Source organism: Micromonospora marincola, from assembly GCF_056150385.1.
Genome location: NZ_JAXCFT010000003.1, coordinates 113,239 through 128,116, shown reverse-complemented (window position 1 = coordinate 128,116; position 14,878 = coordinate 113,239). Strand labels below are relative to the sequence as shown.

Annotated in this window: 15 protein-coding genes; 5 read left to right on the top strand and 10 right to left on the bottom strand. The window is 73.1% G+C overall.

Annotated elements, in window-relative coordinates; genetic code table 11:
- Positions 1-250: 250 nt before the first annotated feature.
- The 6 genes from SM450_RS08685 to kdd are packed head-to-tail and all read right to left on the bottom strand — an operon-like array spanning position 251 to position 6,940.
- Entirely contained in the window at positions 251-1,612 is a 1,362-nt protein-coding gene (locus tag SM450_RS08685) for a glutamate mutase L (protein ID WP_474619171.1), read from the bottom strand.
- Positions 1,609-2,001, bottom strand: a complete 393-nt coding sequence (gene kal, locus SM450_RS08680; RefSeq protein WP_474619170.1) for a 3-aminobutyryl-CoA ammonia lyase — start codon at positions 1,999-2,001, stop codon at positions 1,609-1,611. The genes SM450_RS08685 and kal overlap by 4 nt, the downstream gene beginning before the upstream one ends.
- Positions 1,998-2,753, bottom strand: coding sequence for a lysine 5,6-aminomutase subunit beta (kamE, locus tag SM450_RS08675; RefSeq protein ID WP_474619169.1), 756 nt, complete (start codon positions 2,751-2,753; stop codon positions 1,998-2,000). Before kamE ends, kal begins: the two co-directional genes overlap by 4 nt.
- A complete protein-coding gene (gene kamD / locus SM450_RS08670; RefSeq protein ID WP_474619168.1) occupies positions 2,750-4,306 on the bottom strand; it encodes a lysine 5,6-aminomutase subunit alpha in 1,557 nt (518 codons plus the stop codon). The genes kamE and kamD overlap by 4 nt, the downstream gene beginning before the upstream one ends.
- Positions 4,303-5,874, bottom strand: a complete 1,572-nt coding sequence (locus tag SM450_RS08665; protein WP_474619167.1) for an amidohydrolase — start codon at positions 5,872-5,874, stop codon at positions 4,303-4,305. Before SM450_RS08665 ends, kamD begins: the two co-directional genes overlap by 4 nt.
- 4 nt (positions 5,875-5,878) lie before the next feature.
- Positions 5,879-6,940, bottom strand: a complete 1,062-nt coding sequence (gene kdd / locus SM450_RS08660) for an L-erythro-3,5-diaminohexanoate dehydrogenase (RefSeq protein WP_474619166.1) — start codon at positions 6,938-6,940, stop codon at positions 5,879-5,881.
- A 144-nt stretch (positions 6,941-7,084) separates the two neighbouring features.
- On the opposite strand from kdd, the gene SM450_RS08655 reads away from it, so the two are divergent.
- Positions 7,085-8,491: a KamA family radical SAM protein gene (locus SM450_RS08655; protein ID WP_474619165.1), complete on the top strand. Its 1,407-nt coding sequence runs from the start codon at positions 7,085-7,087 to the stop codon at positions 8,489-8,491.
- Positions 8,492-8,604: 113 nt separating this feature from the next.
- On the opposite strand, the gene SM450_RS08650 is transcribed toward SM450_RS08655, so the two are convergent.
- Positions 8,605-8,799 (bottom strand): CsbD family protein, encoded by a 195-nt coding sequence (locus SM450_RS08650; RefSeq protein ID WP_281589449.1) that lies wholly within the window; start codon positions 8,797-8,799, stop codon positions 8,605-8,607.
- A gap of 158 nt (positions 8,800-8,957) precedes the next feature.
- Between SM450_RS08650 and SM450_RS08645 the strand changes: the two genes are divergently transcribed.
- Positions 8,958-9,569, top strand: a complete 612-nt coding sequence (locus SM450_RS08645) for a histidine phosphatase family protein (protein WP_474619164.1) — start codon at positions 8,958-8,960, stop codon at positions 9,567-9,569.
- On the opposite strand, the gene SM450_RS08640 is transcribed toward SM450_RS08645, so the two are convergent.
- From SM450_RS08640 to SM450_RS08630, 3 genes are read right to left on the bottom strand one after another with little or no spacing between them, the layout of a single operon-like run.
- Positions 9,499-10,005 (bottom strand): Lrp/AsnC family transcriptional regulator, encoded by a 507-nt coding sequence (locus tag SM450_RS08640; protein WP_474619163.1) that lies wholly within the window; start codon positions 10,003-10,005, stop codon positions 9,499-9,501. The genes SM450_RS08645 and SM450_RS08640 overlap by 71 nt on opposite strands.
- Before the next feature lie 59 nt (positions 10,006-10,064).
- The gene (locus SM450_RS08635) at positions 10,065-10,280 is read right to left on the bottom strand and encodes a DUF433 domain-containing protein (RefSeq protein ID WP_282293412.1); all 216 of its coding nucleotides are present in this window, start codon (positions 10,278-10,280) and stop codon (positions 10,065-10,067) included.
- A gap of 9 nt (positions 10,281-10,289) precedes the next feature.
- The gene (locus tag SM450_RS08630) at positions 10,290-11,432 is read right to left on the bottom strand and encodes an acyl-CoA dehydrogenase family protein (RefSeq protein ID WP_474619162.1); all 1,143 of its coding nucleotides are present in this window, start codon (positions 11,430-11,432) and stop codon (positions 10,290-10,292) included.
- 239 nt (positions 11,433-11,671) lie between these two features.
- Between SM450_RS08630 and SM450_RS08625 the strand changes: the two genes are divergently transcribed.
- From SM450_RS08625 to SM450_RS08615, 3 genes are read left to right on the top strand one after another with little or no spacing between them, the layout of a single operon-like run.
- A complete protein-coding gene (locus SM450_RS08625; protein ID WP_474619640.1) occupies positions 11,672-12,142 on the top strand; it encodes a hypothetical protein in 471 nt (156 codons plus the stop codon).
- Positions 12,142-13,563 (top strand): hypothetical protein, encoded by a 1,422-nt coding sequence (locus SM450_RS08620; RefSeq protein ID WP_474619161.1) that lies wholly within the window; start codon positions 12,142-12,144, stop codon positions 13,561-13,563. The genes SM450_RS08625 and SM450_RS08620 overlap by 1 nt, the downstream gene beginning before the upstream one ends.
- The gene (locus SM450_RS08615; RefSeq protein ID WP_474619160.1) at positions 13,560-14,876 is read left to right on the top strand and encodes a VWA domain-containing protein; all 1,317 of its coding nucleotides are present in this window, start codon (positions 13,560-13,562) and stop codon (positions 14,874-14,876) included. Before SM450_RS08620 ends, SM450_RS08615 begins: the two co-directional genes overlap by 4 nt.
- Positions 14,877-14,878: the final 2 nt, after the last annotated feature.

Genomic DNA, 14,878 nt, shown 5'->3' with positions numbered 1-14,878 from the left:
CCTGCCCGTACACCGGTAACCGCGACCGGTTCGCGCCGCCCCGCCGACCCCCGCCCGCTGGACCTGGCCGCCGCAACCTTCCGGTCGCTCGGCCAGCGGACGAGAGGACGAAGCGAACAACAGCCGCTTCCCATGGTAGGACTCAAAGACGGTACGGCGTGCACCCCCGCCGCTGTCAACCCACCCCGGCCTGTCGTGTGTCGCGCCACGGCGTGTCGCGTCGGCGCGTCTCGATGGGTGGACCGTCCGCTCAGGCGCCGAGGTGGTGCCGCAGCACCGCCGCCGCCGCGACCGGATGGTCCCCGGCGAGCAGCCCGGCGGCGGCAAGCACGTAGTCGACGTCGACGACCGGCCGGGCGGCGCGCGGCAGCGGCCACCCGCCCGCGTGGTCGGTGAGCACCGCGTCGAGCACCCCCGCCGCCGAGCCCGGCTCGGCGTGCCGCAGCACCCCGCCGGAACCGACGAGCAACCGCACCTCCCGCAGGTCCCGGCCGGCGCGTTCCCCGGTCGCCGCGCCGCGCGCGTGCCGACGCAACGCCACCGTCGCCGCCAGCGCGGCGATCCGCCCGTCGACGGCCCGCTCGGCGGCCCCGCCGGGCAGGAACCCCGGATCGGCGGCCCGCGCCGCCGCGGCCACCGCCAGGTTGTCCCGCTCCCCGGCGGCGAGCAGCCGTTCCTCCGCGGCGGCCCGCACCACGCCCGGCGCGGACCACCGCATGCCCAGGTCCCCCTCGACCGTGCGGGCCCGCCACAGCGTGCCGGTGACCTCCCGGCCCGGGCCGGTCTCCCGCTCGTCGGGGGTCAGCACCGAGTACACGTCGGTGGTGGCCCCGCCGACGTCCACCACGGCCAGGTCACCGCCGACGGTGTCGGCGAGAACCTCCACGCCGGTCAGCACCGCGTCCGGGGTGGCCGCCCGGACCAGCCGCGCGAACCGGACACCACGGGACAGTTTCTTGCCGCCGATGACGTGCCGCAGGAACACCTCCCGGATCGCCGCCCGCGCCGGCGCCGGCGCCAGCACCCCGATGCGGGGCAGCACGTTGTCCGCCGCGGTCACCGGCACGCCCGCGCCGGCCAGCAGCCCACGCAACCCGTCGCGGACGTCGACGTTGCCCGCCAAGACCACCGGCACCCGCCACCGGGCCCGCGCCAGGCGGGTGGCGTTGTGGGTGAGGGTGTCGGCGTCACCGCCGTCGGTGCCGCCGACAAGCAGCACCACGTCCGGACGGGCCGCCCGCACCGCCGTCAGCTCCGCCGCGCCGAGGCGGCCGGCGGCCACGTGCACCACGTTCGCCCCCGCCGACAAACCCACCCGCCGGCCCGCCTGCGCCGTCACGAGCGGCTCGTAGCCCACCACGGCCAGGCGCAACCCACCACCGGCCGACGAACACACGTACCAGGGCACGTCACCGACCCCGGCCGCCGTGCGGGCCGCGCCGACCGCGGCGTCCAGGCCGTGCAGCACATCCGAACCGACAGTGGTCGGCGCGGACGCCGCGCCGACCAGCCGACCGCCGTCGAGGTCGACCACCGCCGCCTTCGTGTACGTCGACCCGACGTCGGCGCAGACGACGGTGCCGCCCTGCGGGCGCGGCGCCGACCCGCTCACGCCGCCGGCGGCACGACCACCGTGCCGGTCGCGGTGACCGCCACGATCGGCGGCTCCAGCACCTCGGCCGCCGAGTCGCCCCGGTCCGGGCGGCCCCGGCACACCACCGCGCAACTCAACTCAAGCGTCCGGCTGCGCGTGCCCACCCGGCTGACCCGTGCCGTCACCTCCACCACGTCACCGGCCCGGACCGGCGCGGCGAACCGCACCTCGGAGTAGCCGGCGAACAGGCCCTCGTCGCCGTCCGTACGGATGCACACCTCCGTGGCCACATCCCCGAACAACCCGAGCGCGTACGCCCCGTCCACCAGGTTCCCCGCGTAGTGGGCGTGGGAGTACGGCACATACCGGCGGTGGACGACGGTCAACCCGACCCGCGGATCGCTCATGCGGCGCTCGCCTTCCTGGAGGTGATCAATGCGTGGACGAGGAAACTGGCCACCTCGCCCGGGGTGGTGCCGCGACCGAAGATCCGGTCCACGCCCAACTCGCCGGTCATCGTCTCGTCGAACCGCGGCCCACCCACGATCAGCAGCGGTCGCCGGCCCGCCGGCATCGCCTCCCGGAACGCCGCCGACATCTCCCGCGTGTTGTGCAGATGCGCGTCGCGCTGCGTCACCACCTGCGACACCAACACCGCGTCCGCGCGCTCCTGCCGGGCCGCCTCCACCAACTCCGGGACGCTCACCTGCGCACCCAGGTTGGTGACCTTCAACTCCCGGTAGTACTCCAGGCCCTTCTCCCCCGCGATGCCCTTGACGTTGAGGATCGCGTCGATGCCCACGGTGTGCGCGTCCGTGCCGATGCACGCGCCCACCACCGACAGCTTGCGGCGCAACCTCCGCTTCACCGTCGCGTTGACCTCCTTGGCCGACAACAACGGGAAGTCCCGCTCCACCACCTGCACCCGATCCAGGTCCACCAGGTGGTTCACCCGCCCGTACACCACGAAGAACGTGAACCCGTCACCGATCGGCTTGGCGTGCACAAGCATCGCCGGGTCCATGCCCATCTTGTTGGCCAACTGCACCGCCGCGCCCTCGGCCCGCTTGTCGTGCGGCACCGGCAACGTGAACGACACCTGCACCATCCCGTCGCCCGTGGTGTCCCCGTACGGCCGCACGATCGTCTTACCCGTCATGAGGGCTGCTCCAGGATCTTTGTGGCCGGGTTGTAGTAGCCGTCGGAGTGCTTCGCGACGCCGTCGATGCCCTTGCCCCGGTCCGCGGGCCGCTTCATGATCCCGAACGTGCCCTCGGCGATCGCCGTCAACAACGACTGCTCCCCGATACGCTCCAACAACCCCACCGCCTCACCGAGCACCCGGTGCGCCCGCTGCTGGATGAACCCGCCCGGCGCCGGCACGAAATCCTCGTGCAGGTTGCCCGCCGCGCCCAACACGTACCGCACGTTCTGCAACGCGACGTCCCGGTCCGACAACCACGGCGTCACCACCGCCTCCGTCATCATCCCCACCAGCAGGATCCCCTGCCCCGTCATGGCGCCCACCAGGTTGAAGAACCCGTCGAGCAGGTTCCCCCGGAACACGTCACCGGTCATGTGCTTCGTCGGCGGCATCCACTTCAACGGCGCGTCCGGGAACAACTCCCGCGCCAGCAACGCGTGCGCCAACTCCAACCGGAACGACTCCGGCAGATCCGGGTTGATCTCGAACGCGTGCCCCAACCCCAGCAGCCGGTCCGGCAACCCCGCCTCGTGCGCGAAGAACTCGTTCAACAACTGCGACACCGTCACCGTGTGCGCCTCGTCCACCGCGTCGGCGGTGGTCAGATAGTTGTCCTCACCGGTGTTGATGATGATCCCCGCCCGCGCGTGCACCTGCCGCGAGAACCGCTGGTCCACGAACGTCCGGATCGGGTTGATGTCCCGGAACAGAATCCCGTACATCGAGTCGTTGAGCATCATGTCCAGCCGCTCCAGGCCGGCAAGCGTCGCCATCTCCGGCATGCACAGACCCGACGCGTAGTTCGTCAGCCGCACGTACCGGCCCAACTCCCTCGACGACTCGTCGAGCGCCGCCCGCATCAACCGGAAGTTCTCCTGCGTGGCGTACGTCCCGGCGAACCCCTCCCGGGTCGCCCCCTCCGGCACGTAGTCAAGCAACGACTGCCCCGTCGACCGGATCACCGCGATCACGTCCGCGCCGGCCCGCGCCGCCGCCTGCGCCTGCGGAATGTCCTCGTAGATGTCCCCCGTCGCCACGATCAGATAGATCCACGGCCGCTGCTTCGGATCCCCGTACCGCTTCACCAGGCGGTCCCGCTCCGCGCGCCGCCGATCCACCTGCCGGATCCCCGCCGCCACCGCCCGCCGCGCCGCCCGCCGCGCCGCCGTCGCCGCCTTCCCCGCCGGCTGGTCGAAGCGCACCGAACCGGCCGCCGCCTTCTGCGCCAGCAACGTCACATCCGTGACGCCCTCCCGCGCGAGCGCGTCGAACACCGGCAGCGCCACCCCGTGCCCCAGCCCCACGTCCGCCACCACCGCGTCCACCAGCCGGTTCACCCACGGAATGCCGTCCGGATCCGCGCCGGACACCCCCGCCAACCGCAGCACCGCCCGCTCCACCGACACCGTGGTGTGACTCCGCGCCAGATCCACCACCGGCTGCCCCGCCCGGCGCGCCAACTCCCGCGCCCGCGCCACAAGCGCCGGATCCAACCCAAGCTTGCTCACGAACTGCCTTCCTGATAGATCACGTCACCGCGCAACACCGTGGCCCGGCACACCGGCAACGGAGTCGGATCCAGCGGCCCCCGCACCTCCGGGTCCTCCGCCAACACCACCGGCAGACCCCGCTCCACCCCGGCCGGGGTGTCCCACACCGCGAACGTCGCCGGCGCGCCCAACGCCAGCACACCCTCGTTGTCCAGGTGCACCGCCCGCCACCCGCCGCGTGTGTGCGCCGCGAACGCCGCCCGCACACTCATCCGCTGCGACGGGTTGTGATGCGCCGCCGCCGCCCGCACCGACCCCCACGGGTCCAACGGCGTCACAGGCGAATCCGACCCGAACGCCAACGCCACCCCCACCCCGTGCATCGCGCCCATCGGATTCGACTCCAACGACCGGGCCAACCCCAACCGCGACTCGTACATCCGCCCCGAACCACCCCACAACCGGTCGAACGCCGGCTGCATCGACGCCACGATCCCGTACTCCACGAACCCGGCGATCAACCGCTTGCTCATGATCTCCGCGTGCTCCACCCGGTGCCGGGCCGCCCGCAACCGCTCCGTGCCAAGCGTCGCCGCCGCCTGCGCGAACCCCGCCAACACCGTGCCGATCGCCGCGTCCCCGATCGCGTGGAACCCGCCCTGCATCCCGTGCGCCGCGCAGTCAATCAGGTGATCACGCACCTGCTCCGCCGACACGTACCCGTGCCCACACGCCCCCGACTCCCCGTCCAGGTACGCCGCCGACACGTGCGCCGTCCGCGACCCCAACGCCCCGTCCGCGAACAGATCCCCACCGGCGCCCACCGCGCCCAGGTCCCGGGCCCGCGCCGCGCCCAGCAGCTCACCCCAGTACCCGTACACCTCCGGCACCCCGTCCCCCGACACCGCCAACAACCCGGTGAAGTCCTCCTCGTCGGAAATATCCGGACCACCGCACTCGTGCACCGCCGCGATCCCCAACGACGCCGCGTGCGCCAATGCCCGACGCTGCGCCGCCACCCGCTGCGCCCGCGTCACCGACGCGAATGCCGCCGCCCGCACCACATGGTGCGCGTCGCGCCGCAACCACCCCGACGCGTCGTACCCGGCCACCCCCGCCGCCTCCGGACACGCCGCCAGCAACGCCGACGACACCAACGCCGAATGGATCGACGCCTGCGACAGATACACCTTGCGGCCCCCCGCCGCCCGGTCCACCGCCGCCGCGTCCGGCAACACCGGATCCACCCACGACGACTCGTCCCACCCGTGCCCCAGCACCACCGCGTCGGCCGGCAACCCGCCCGCGAACGCCGACACCGCCGCCAACAGCTCACCCGCCGACCGCGCCGCCGACAGATCCAGACCCGACAACGCCAGCCCGGTGTCCGTGGCGTGCACGTGCGCGTCCACGAACGCCGGCGTCACCAACGCGCCGGCCAACTCCACCACCCGGTCGGCGGGCGGCGCGTCCGCGTCCGCGCCCAACCAGGCGATCCGCCCGTCCCGCACCAGCAGCGCCGTCGCGCGCGGCTCGGCCGGACAGTGCAGCACTCCACCGCGGTACAGCGTCGAGGGGTTCGTCATGGCCTCAGTCTGCCGCCAGCCGCGCCTCGAACAGACCACGCACCCCCGGCTCGGCCCGCAACAACTCCAACGCCAACTCCGCGTGCCCCGGCACGAACCCGTTGCCCACAAGCATCGTCACGTCCGCCGCCAGGCCCTCCGCGCCCAACGCCGCCGCCGCGAAACTCGTCGCCATCGAGAAGAAGATCACCGTGCCGCCGTCCGCCGTGGCCAGCACCGCGCCGTGCTCACACCCCGGCACGTCCACGCACACCACAGTCACGTCCGCCGGCACACCAAGCGCCGTGGTCACCGCCGTCGACAACCCCACCGGATCCCGCGCGTCGGCGAGGGCCACCGCGTCGGCCAACCCGGCCCGCTCCAGCGCGTCGCGCTCCGCCGCCACCGGCACCACCCCGACCGTACGACCCGCGCCGGCCCGCCGCGCCGCGGCCAGGGACAGCGAACCGCTCTTGCCGGCGCCACCGATCACCGCCACCGCCACCGGACGCCCGTCACCCTCCCGGGCCCGCCGCGCCACCTGCTCGGCCACCACCCGCGCCGTCAACGCCGGCGCCCCGCACACGTCAAGCACCGCCAGGGACAGCTCCGGATGCAGGTCGGCCGGCAACACCGCGGCGATCGACCGCGCGAACAGGATCGCGTACCCGTCGCAGGGCACCTGCTCGCTGCGCCCGTCCCACCGGGCCAGCCCGTCGAGGATCGTCAGCGGCGTCAGCGTCAACGACACGAGCGTCGCCACCCGGTCCCCCGGCCGCAGGCCCAGCGGGGAGCGGCGACCCGCCTCCTCCACGGTGCCGATCAGCATGCCGCCCGAACCGGTCACCGGGTTCTGCATCTTCCCCCGGGTCGAGATGATCTCCAGCACCTCGGCGCGGATCTTCTCCCCGTCCCCGCCGTGCTTCTCCGCCAACTGCCGGAAACTCGCCGCGTCCAGGTTCAGCCGCTGCACCCGGATCCGCACCTCGTTCGCCGCGATCCGCGGGTCCGCGTCCAGGCGCCAGGCCGCCTGCGGCAGCACCCCCGCAGGTTCCACTACTCGGTGCAGACCCACCGGTGACGTCACGCCGACCCCCCTGTATCCAGCCGCCCGAAACCCCGGCCAGGGTTCGCGTCGCGGGAAAACTTACGGCAGACTAATTTCTAGACCGCAGATTTTCCAGTAGCCTTCGCAAGGTTGATCAACCCGCACCACTGACGAGGAGGGGCCGTGACACAGACCCAACCGGTGGAAACCATCCCGACGCCCCGCTCCACGCCGGTCGCCGTCCCCGCCGCCGGACAGCCCTACGAATACCGGCGCACCCCCCTGGTCGAACCCGACTGGACCCGCTTTCCCGGCTGGCGTCACGTCACCCGCGAACAGTGGGAGAACGCCCAGTGGCAGCGGGTCAACTGCGTCAAGAACATCAAGCAGCTGCGCACCGTGCTCGGCGACCTCGTGGACGAGAGCTTCTACGCCGACCTCGAGGCCGACCAGAAGGCCCTGGCCACCATGTCCATGCTGGTGCCACCACAAATGATCAACACCATGGTGCCCTTCGCGCCCATGACCACCGAGGCGCTGCTCGCCGACCCGGTCCGCCGCTACATGATCCCGGTCGCCTCCGACCGGCGCACCGACTGGCCCTCACACCCCTACGCCAGCCGCGACAGCCTCCACGAACACGACATGTGGGTCGCCGAGGGCCTCACCCACCGCTACCCCACCAAAGTCCTCGCCGAACTGCTCTCCACCTGCCCCCAGTACTGCGGCCACTGCACCCGCATGGACCTCGTCGGCAACTCCACCCCCGCCGTCGACAAGCTCAAACTCACCCTCAAACCGGTCGACCGCTACGACGCGCACATCACCTACCTCAAGGGCCACCCCGGCGTACGCGACGTGGTCGTCTCCGGCGGCGACGTCGCAAACGTGCCCTGGCGCAATCTCGAGTCCTACCTCATGCGCCTGCTCGAGATCGAAACCATCCGCGACATCCGGCTCGCCACCAAGGCCCTCATGGGCCTGCCCCAGCACTGGCTCCAGCCCGACGTCGTCGAGGGCCTCGAACGCGTCGCCCGCACCGCCGCCCGCCGCGGCGTCAACCTCGCCATCCACACCCACGTCAACCACGCCCAGTCGCTGACCCCGCTTGTCGCCAAGGCCACCCAGACCGCCCTCGACGTCGGCGTACGCGACGTGCGCAACCAGGGCGTGCTCATGCGCGGCGTCAACGCCACAAGCGCCGACCTGCTCGACCTCTGCTTCGCGCTCCAGGGCGAGGCGGGCATCCTGCCGTACTACTTCTACATGTGCGACATGATCCCCAACGCCGAGCACTGGCGGGTCCCGGTATGGCACGCCCAGCAGCTCCAGCACGACATCATGGGCTACCTGCCTGGCTACGCCACCCCGCGCATCGTCTGCGACGTCCCGTTCGTCGGCAAGCGCTGGGTGCACATGCTCACCGACTACGACCGCGAGCGCGGCATCTCCTACTGGACCAAGAACTACCGCACCTCGATCGAGTCCGCCGACCTGGAAGCGCTCAACAAGCGCTACGCCTACTACGACCCGATCGACACCCTGCCCCAGGCCGGCCAGTCCTGGTGGCACGCCCACCGCGACGACTGATCCCCGCTCCACCCGTCGCCCCCGCGGCCGGCCCGGGCGCGGGGGCGCCGCCGTGCCCACCCGCAGACACGTCGGTGGGCCACCGCTGATCCGGTGGCCCACCGATCGCACGGTCACTTCTCGAACGCGTCCTTGACGTCGCGACCGGCCTGCTTGACGTTCTCCCCGGCCTGCTTGGCGCGCGCCGTGCTCTGCTCGCTGGCGCCCTCGGCCCGCAACCGCTCGTTGTCGGTGGCGTCACCGATGCGCTCCTTGGCCATCCCGGTCATCTCCTGGGCCTTGTTCTTCGCCTTGTCGGTGAAGCTCATGTCGCCCTCCTCGTCTGGGCTGCCGGTTGCCCTCGTCGCGTCCCCGTTGTGGTCGTGGGCAAACGCGGTGTGCGCCCGCACACCGCGTTTGGCATCCTAGGATAATAGGTTGAAGGTGGTGCCGAGCGGCCTCGTCCGGCCCGTGCTTGACTGGGACGGTGAATGAGATCCTGCTGGTCCGGCACGGTGAGACCACCTGGAGCGCGAGCCACCGGCATACCTCGTACACCGACCTGGAGCTGACCGCCGACGGCGAACGACAGGCCCGCGCGCTCGCTCCCCTGCTCACCGGCCGACGCTTCGCGCGCGTGCTGTCCAGTCCCCGGCAACGCGCCACCCGCACCGCGCTCCTGGCCGGCCTCACCGTCGACGCCACCGACCCGGACCTGGCCGAGTGGAACTACGGCGAGTACGAGGGACGGACCACCGCGGCCATCACCGAGGAACGGCCGGACTGGACGATCTGGACCGACGGCGGCCCCGGCGGGGAGTCACCGGACCAGGTCGGCGCCCGCCTCGACCGGGTCCTCGCCCGGGTCACCCAGCTGCTCGACGAGGGTGATGTCGCGCTCGTCGGGCACGGGCACAGCCTGCGGGTGCTCGGGGCACGCTGGATCGGGCTGCCCCCGGCGGCCGGCGGGCTGCTACGGCTGGACACCGCCACGCTCAGCGTGCTCGGTCACGAACACGGCCGGCCGGTCATCCGGCGCTGGAACCTGCCGGCTCCGACGCCGACCGGGAACGGACCCGACCAGGCAGCTCGGCACTGATCCTCGGCGGCCGGTGCTCATAGGGTGTGGAGAGCACCACAGTGGTGCGGGTGGTGACGTTCGCGGAGGTGCGGATCTCCTGCAGCAGCCGTTCCAGATCAGCCGGGCCGGCCACCCGCACGAGCAGGAGATAGAAGTCCTCCCCCGCGACCGAGTAGCAGGAGTCGATCTCGGGCAGGTGGGCCAGCCGTTCCGGCGCGTCGTCGGGCTGCGACGGATCGAACGGCCGGATCGCCACGAACGCGGTGAGCGGCAGGTCGAGCGCCTCGAACGACACCCGCGCGGCGTACCCCTTGAGCACACCGCGTTGCTCCAGCCGGCGGACCCGCTGGTGCACGGCGGACACGGACAGGCCCACCCGCTCGGCCAGGTCGGTGTACGACAGGCGGCCGTCCCCGGTCAGTGCCGCGACGATCGCGCGGTCGATCTCCTCCACGCGCTGAAACCTACCGGAGATAGCGCTCCCACGCCGTCCCCGCCCCGCCGTGGTGACGCTCAGCGTGCCGCGCGGTCGCGGACCGCGTCCGCGGCGTAGTTCAACACCTCCGCCATGTCCTCCTCGTCCAGGAACGGCAGATCGGTGAGGATGTCCGTGACGGACATGCCCTCGGCCATCATGGCCAGCAGCGTGGCCACCGGGATGCGCGACTGCCGCACGCACGGCGCGCCACCCATGACGTCGGGGTCGACGGTGATCCGGGGGAAGGTCACCGCGACAGGTTAACCCTTGGCCAGGGCGCGGGAGATGACCAGCCGCTGGATCTGGTTGGTGCCCTCGACGATCTGGAGCACCTTCGCCTCGCGCATGTACCGCTCGACCGGGTGGTCCGCGACGTAGCCGGCGCCGCCGAGCACCTGCACCGCGTCGGTGGTCACCCGCATGGCCAGGTCGGTGGCGAACAGCTTCGCCTTCGCCGCCTCGATCGAGTACGGCCGGCCGGCGTCGCGCAGCCGCGCGGCGGCGAGCATGAGCGCGCGGGCGGCGGAGATGCCTGTGGCGTGGTCGGCGAGGTTGAACCCGAGCCCCTGGAAATCGATGATCGCGCGGCCGAACTGCCGGCGCTCCCGGGCGTAGCCGACCGCGTAGTCGAGCGCGGCCTGCGCCAGCCCCACCGCGCAGGCCGCGATGCCGAGACGACCGGAGTCCAGCGCGGACATGGCGATGGTGAAACCGACCCCCTCGCCGCCGATCAGCCGCTCGGCCGGCACCCGGGCGTCGTCGAAGGCGATCTGGGCCACCGGGGAGGCGTGCAGGCCCATGGTGCGCTCGGCGGCCTGCGGGTGGATGCCGGGCGTGCCCCGGTCGGCGAGCAGGCAGGAGATGCCCTTCGGGCCGGGCCCGCCGGTGCGGCAGAAGATGTTGTAGAAGTCGGCGACCCGGGCGTGGGTGATCCACGCCTTGGTGCCGGTCACCACGTACGCGTCGCCGTCGCGGACCGCCCGGGTGGTGAGCGACGCCGCGTCCGAGCCGCCCTGCGGCTCGGAGAGGCAGTATGCCCCGAGCAGCTCCCCGCCGATCAGGTCGGGAAGCACCTTGCGCTGCTCGTCGGTGCCGAACGCGGCCACCGGATAGCAGGACAGCGTGTGCACGCTCACCGCCTCGGCCACGGCCAGCCAGCGGCTGGCGAGGATCTCCAGCACCTGGAGGTAGACCTCGTACGGCTGGGCGGCGCCGCCGTGCTCCTCGGCGTACGGCAGCCCGAGCAGGCCGGCCCGGCCCAGGGTGCGCAGCACGTCGCGGGGGAACTCGCCGCGTTGCTCGAAGTCGGCGGCCCGTCCGGCCAGCTCCCGGTCGGCGAGCTCGGTGGCGAGGTCCAGCAGGTCGTGGGCCTCGTCGGTGGGCAGGATCCGGTCGACGTCCATGGCGGGGTGAGCTCCGTGGGGTAAGTGAGCCGTTGCGGCGTCCGTGGTGCGGACCCCTGAAGCTTAACGTTCGTTTGGTCGACGTGGTGCCCGCGCGCTCCTGTCGTACCTGTGGTCCATGATCCTTGTCGTCACAGCGGCACGGATCACGGGCCGGCGACGGCGGTCCGGCGTGCCCGGCGCCGGCCGCCGGCGGGGAGGTCGGGACAATGACGGACGCCTCGTGGCGACGGCGGAGCGTGGCGCGGGTGGCGCCCCCCGCGCGGGCCCGCAAGCTCGCCAAGGTGCCCTTCGTGGAGCTGGCCGACGGGCGGCTCCAGGGGGTGGTCTCAAGCGGGTCCGACGTGGAGCGGGTCTACGTCTCGTCGGTGACCGCCGGCAGCCACGCGGTCAACTGCAGCACCAACAACAACCGGCCCTGCGGCGGCCTGCGCGGCAGCATGCTCTGCAAGCACCTGCACGCCCTCGCCGACGAGGCCGTGCTCCAGTACGGCGTCGAGCAGGTCGCCGGATACCTGCGCGTCGACGTCGGCGACGGCGTCTCCGGCGGGGCCGAGCTGCTGGCCCGCACCGACGCCCGGCACGAGCCCGGCCCGGCGGCGGTGGTGTTCAGCCGTTTCCTGCGCCACCTGGCCTACCTGGAGGTCCCGCCGAGCGGCGCGCCCGTGCCCGAGCTGCACTGGTTCCCGGCCACGGCGGGGGTGCGCTGATGCTCGCCGCGCAGCTCACCCAGCTCGACGACGGCCTGCCACCCGGTCTGGTCGAGGCCCTCGCCGTGGTCGACGGCGTCGACGACACGCTCACCCGTGGCCTGGCCCGCCCCGGCGAGCCGGACGCCGCCGCGTGGGCCGCGCTTGCCGCCGCGGTCGGCGGCACCCCGCTGGCCGAGCGCACCGCCGAGGCGGTCCGCGCCGCGGCCACCGGCCGGCTCACCGACGCGCACCTGGCCGTCCTCGCCGGCGCCCGCTCCGCGCTGCTCGGCGCCGCGCACGACGCGCTGCTGCACCGGCTCGACGAGGCGCTGCGCCGGTCCCGCTCCCCGTGGGCCGCCGCGCCGCCCGACCCCGCCACCGGCTCCCCGTCGGCCGCCGCGCCGGACGACTCCCCCGGCCGGGCCGGGGCGCGGGCCTGGCTGCACGAGTTGGCGCTCGCCGGTTGGCGCGGCGCCGACCACGAGCTGCTCTCCGGCGTCGCCGCGCCGGTGGAGGCCGCGCTCGCCGTGCCCGCGCTGCGCCGCCTCGCGGTGCTGCTCGACGGTCTCGCCGCCGAGCTGCGCACCGGCGCGGCGGCCGACCCGGCGCGGGCGCCCGCCCGGCGATGGGCCGACCTGTGGGCCCGGGCCGTGCTGCTCACCGCCGGCGCCGCCGACGAGGCCGCGCCGCCGGAGCCGGTCTCCGGCCGGCTGCTGCCGCTCGGCGTCGACGTGCACGAGCACGACACCGCCTTCCAGGCCCAACTGCACGCCCTGCTCGAACCGGCCGGCGGCGGCGCCGTCCGGCTGGTCCGGGTCACCGTGACCGCGGCGAAGGTCGCCACCATCGTCGGCCCGGCCGGCTGGCGGCTGCTGGAGGCGTACCCGGTGCTGCTCAAGGCCCTGGCCGAGCGACGGAGCCTGACCGTCACCGACATGCCCGCGCACGGCGGCGACCTGCGCTGGGTCGACGAACGGGCCGCGCTCGGCGACCCGGCCGACCCGTTCGCCACGGCCCGGGTGCTGCTCGCCGACGCCACCGCCGCCGCGACCCCGCCGCTGCAACGCCACCCCGCCGCGATCGCCGAGCCGGTCCTGGCCGAGGGTCGGGTCACCCGCGACGGCGACGGCGCCCTGCTTGTCGATCTCGGCGGCCGGACGATCCCGCTGGCGACCGACCGGCTGCCCGCGGCCGGGCCGCTCACCCCGGCGCTGCTCGGCGCCGCCACCGCCTGCCTCGGCCTGCTGCGCTGGGACGACGGCCGCTGGCTGCTGCAACCCCTCGCCGTGCGCGCCACCGTCAAACGGCAGGGCGTCGAGGCGCACAACGGCGACTGGGCGTGCGGCGTCACCGACGCCAAGGTCGCCAAGGCCGAGGCCAGGGCGGGCGACGCCGTGGCCGTGCTGCGCGAACGCGCCGGAAGGTTGCTACGCCGATGACCGCCGACCACCCCAACCGCCGTCAGGTGCTCTACTGGCGGCTGCTCGCCCGCCTGTTCCACCCCGACGAGCAGCCCGCGCTGGAGTCCGCGAGCGTCGCCGTGGTCGACGACCTCGGCCTGCCCGCCGCGCTGCTCGACCCGGCCGTCTCGGTGGACACCGTCGTTCAGCGCTTCCCGGCGCTCGCCGACGAGCTGCGCGGCCTGCTCAGCGCCGACGACACCCCGGGCGACACCGGGCCGTTCCACCCGACCGAGACCGAGGTACGCCGGGCCGCGCTGGCCTCCAAGCTGCTGCTCAACGTGTTCGCCACAGGCGCCGGCGAGGTGAGCGCCGGGCAGCTCGCCCGCTGGCAGGCCGACGCCGGCTGGTTCGAGCAGGCGTGCGGCGTCGCGCCGGGCGAGCTGCGCCGCGACGGCGCCGGCCTGGGCGCCACGCTCGCCGGCCTGGAGGGCGACCTGGTCCGCCGGATGCGCCTGCGGGAGGTGCTCGCCGACCCGGTGCTGGCCGCCCGGCTGACCCCGAGCATGTCCCTGATCGAACAGCTCCTGCGCGACAAGGCGAACCTGTCCGGGGTGGCGCTTGCGAACGCCAAGTCGCTGATCCGCCGCTACGTCGACCAGGTCGCCGAGGTGCTGCGCACCCAGGTGGCACAGGCCACCGTCGGCGCGGTCGACAGGTCGGTGCCGCCCAAGCGGGTCTTCCGCAACCTCGACCTGGACCGCACCATCTGGCAGAACCTGACCAACTGGAGCCCGGAGGACGAACGCCTCTACGTCGACCGGCTCTATTACCGGCAGACCGCCCGCCGCACCACCCCGGCCCGGCTCATCGTGGTCGTCGACCAGTCCGGCTCGATGGTCGACTCCATGGTCAACTGCACCATCCTCGCGTCCATCTTCGCCGGCCTGCCCAGGGTCGACGTGCACCTGATCGCCTACGACACCCGGGCACTGGACCTCACCCCGTGGGTCCACGACCCGTTCGAGGTGCTGCTGCGCACCAACCTCGGCGGCGGCAACGACGGCCCGGTCGCCATGGCCCTGGCCCGGCCCAAGATCGTCGAGCCGCGCAACACAGTGCTGGTCTGGATCTCCGACTTCTACGAGTTCGACCGCTCCCAACCGCTGTTCGACGGCATCGAGGCCGTGCACCGCTCCGGGGTGAAGTTCATCCCCGTCGGCTCCGTCAGCAGCTCCGGCCACCAGAGCGTCAACCCCTGGTTCCGGCAACGCCTCAAAGACCTCGGCACGCCAGTCATCTCCGGCCACATCCGCAAGCTCGTCACCGAGCTGAAGAACTTCCTCACCTAGGA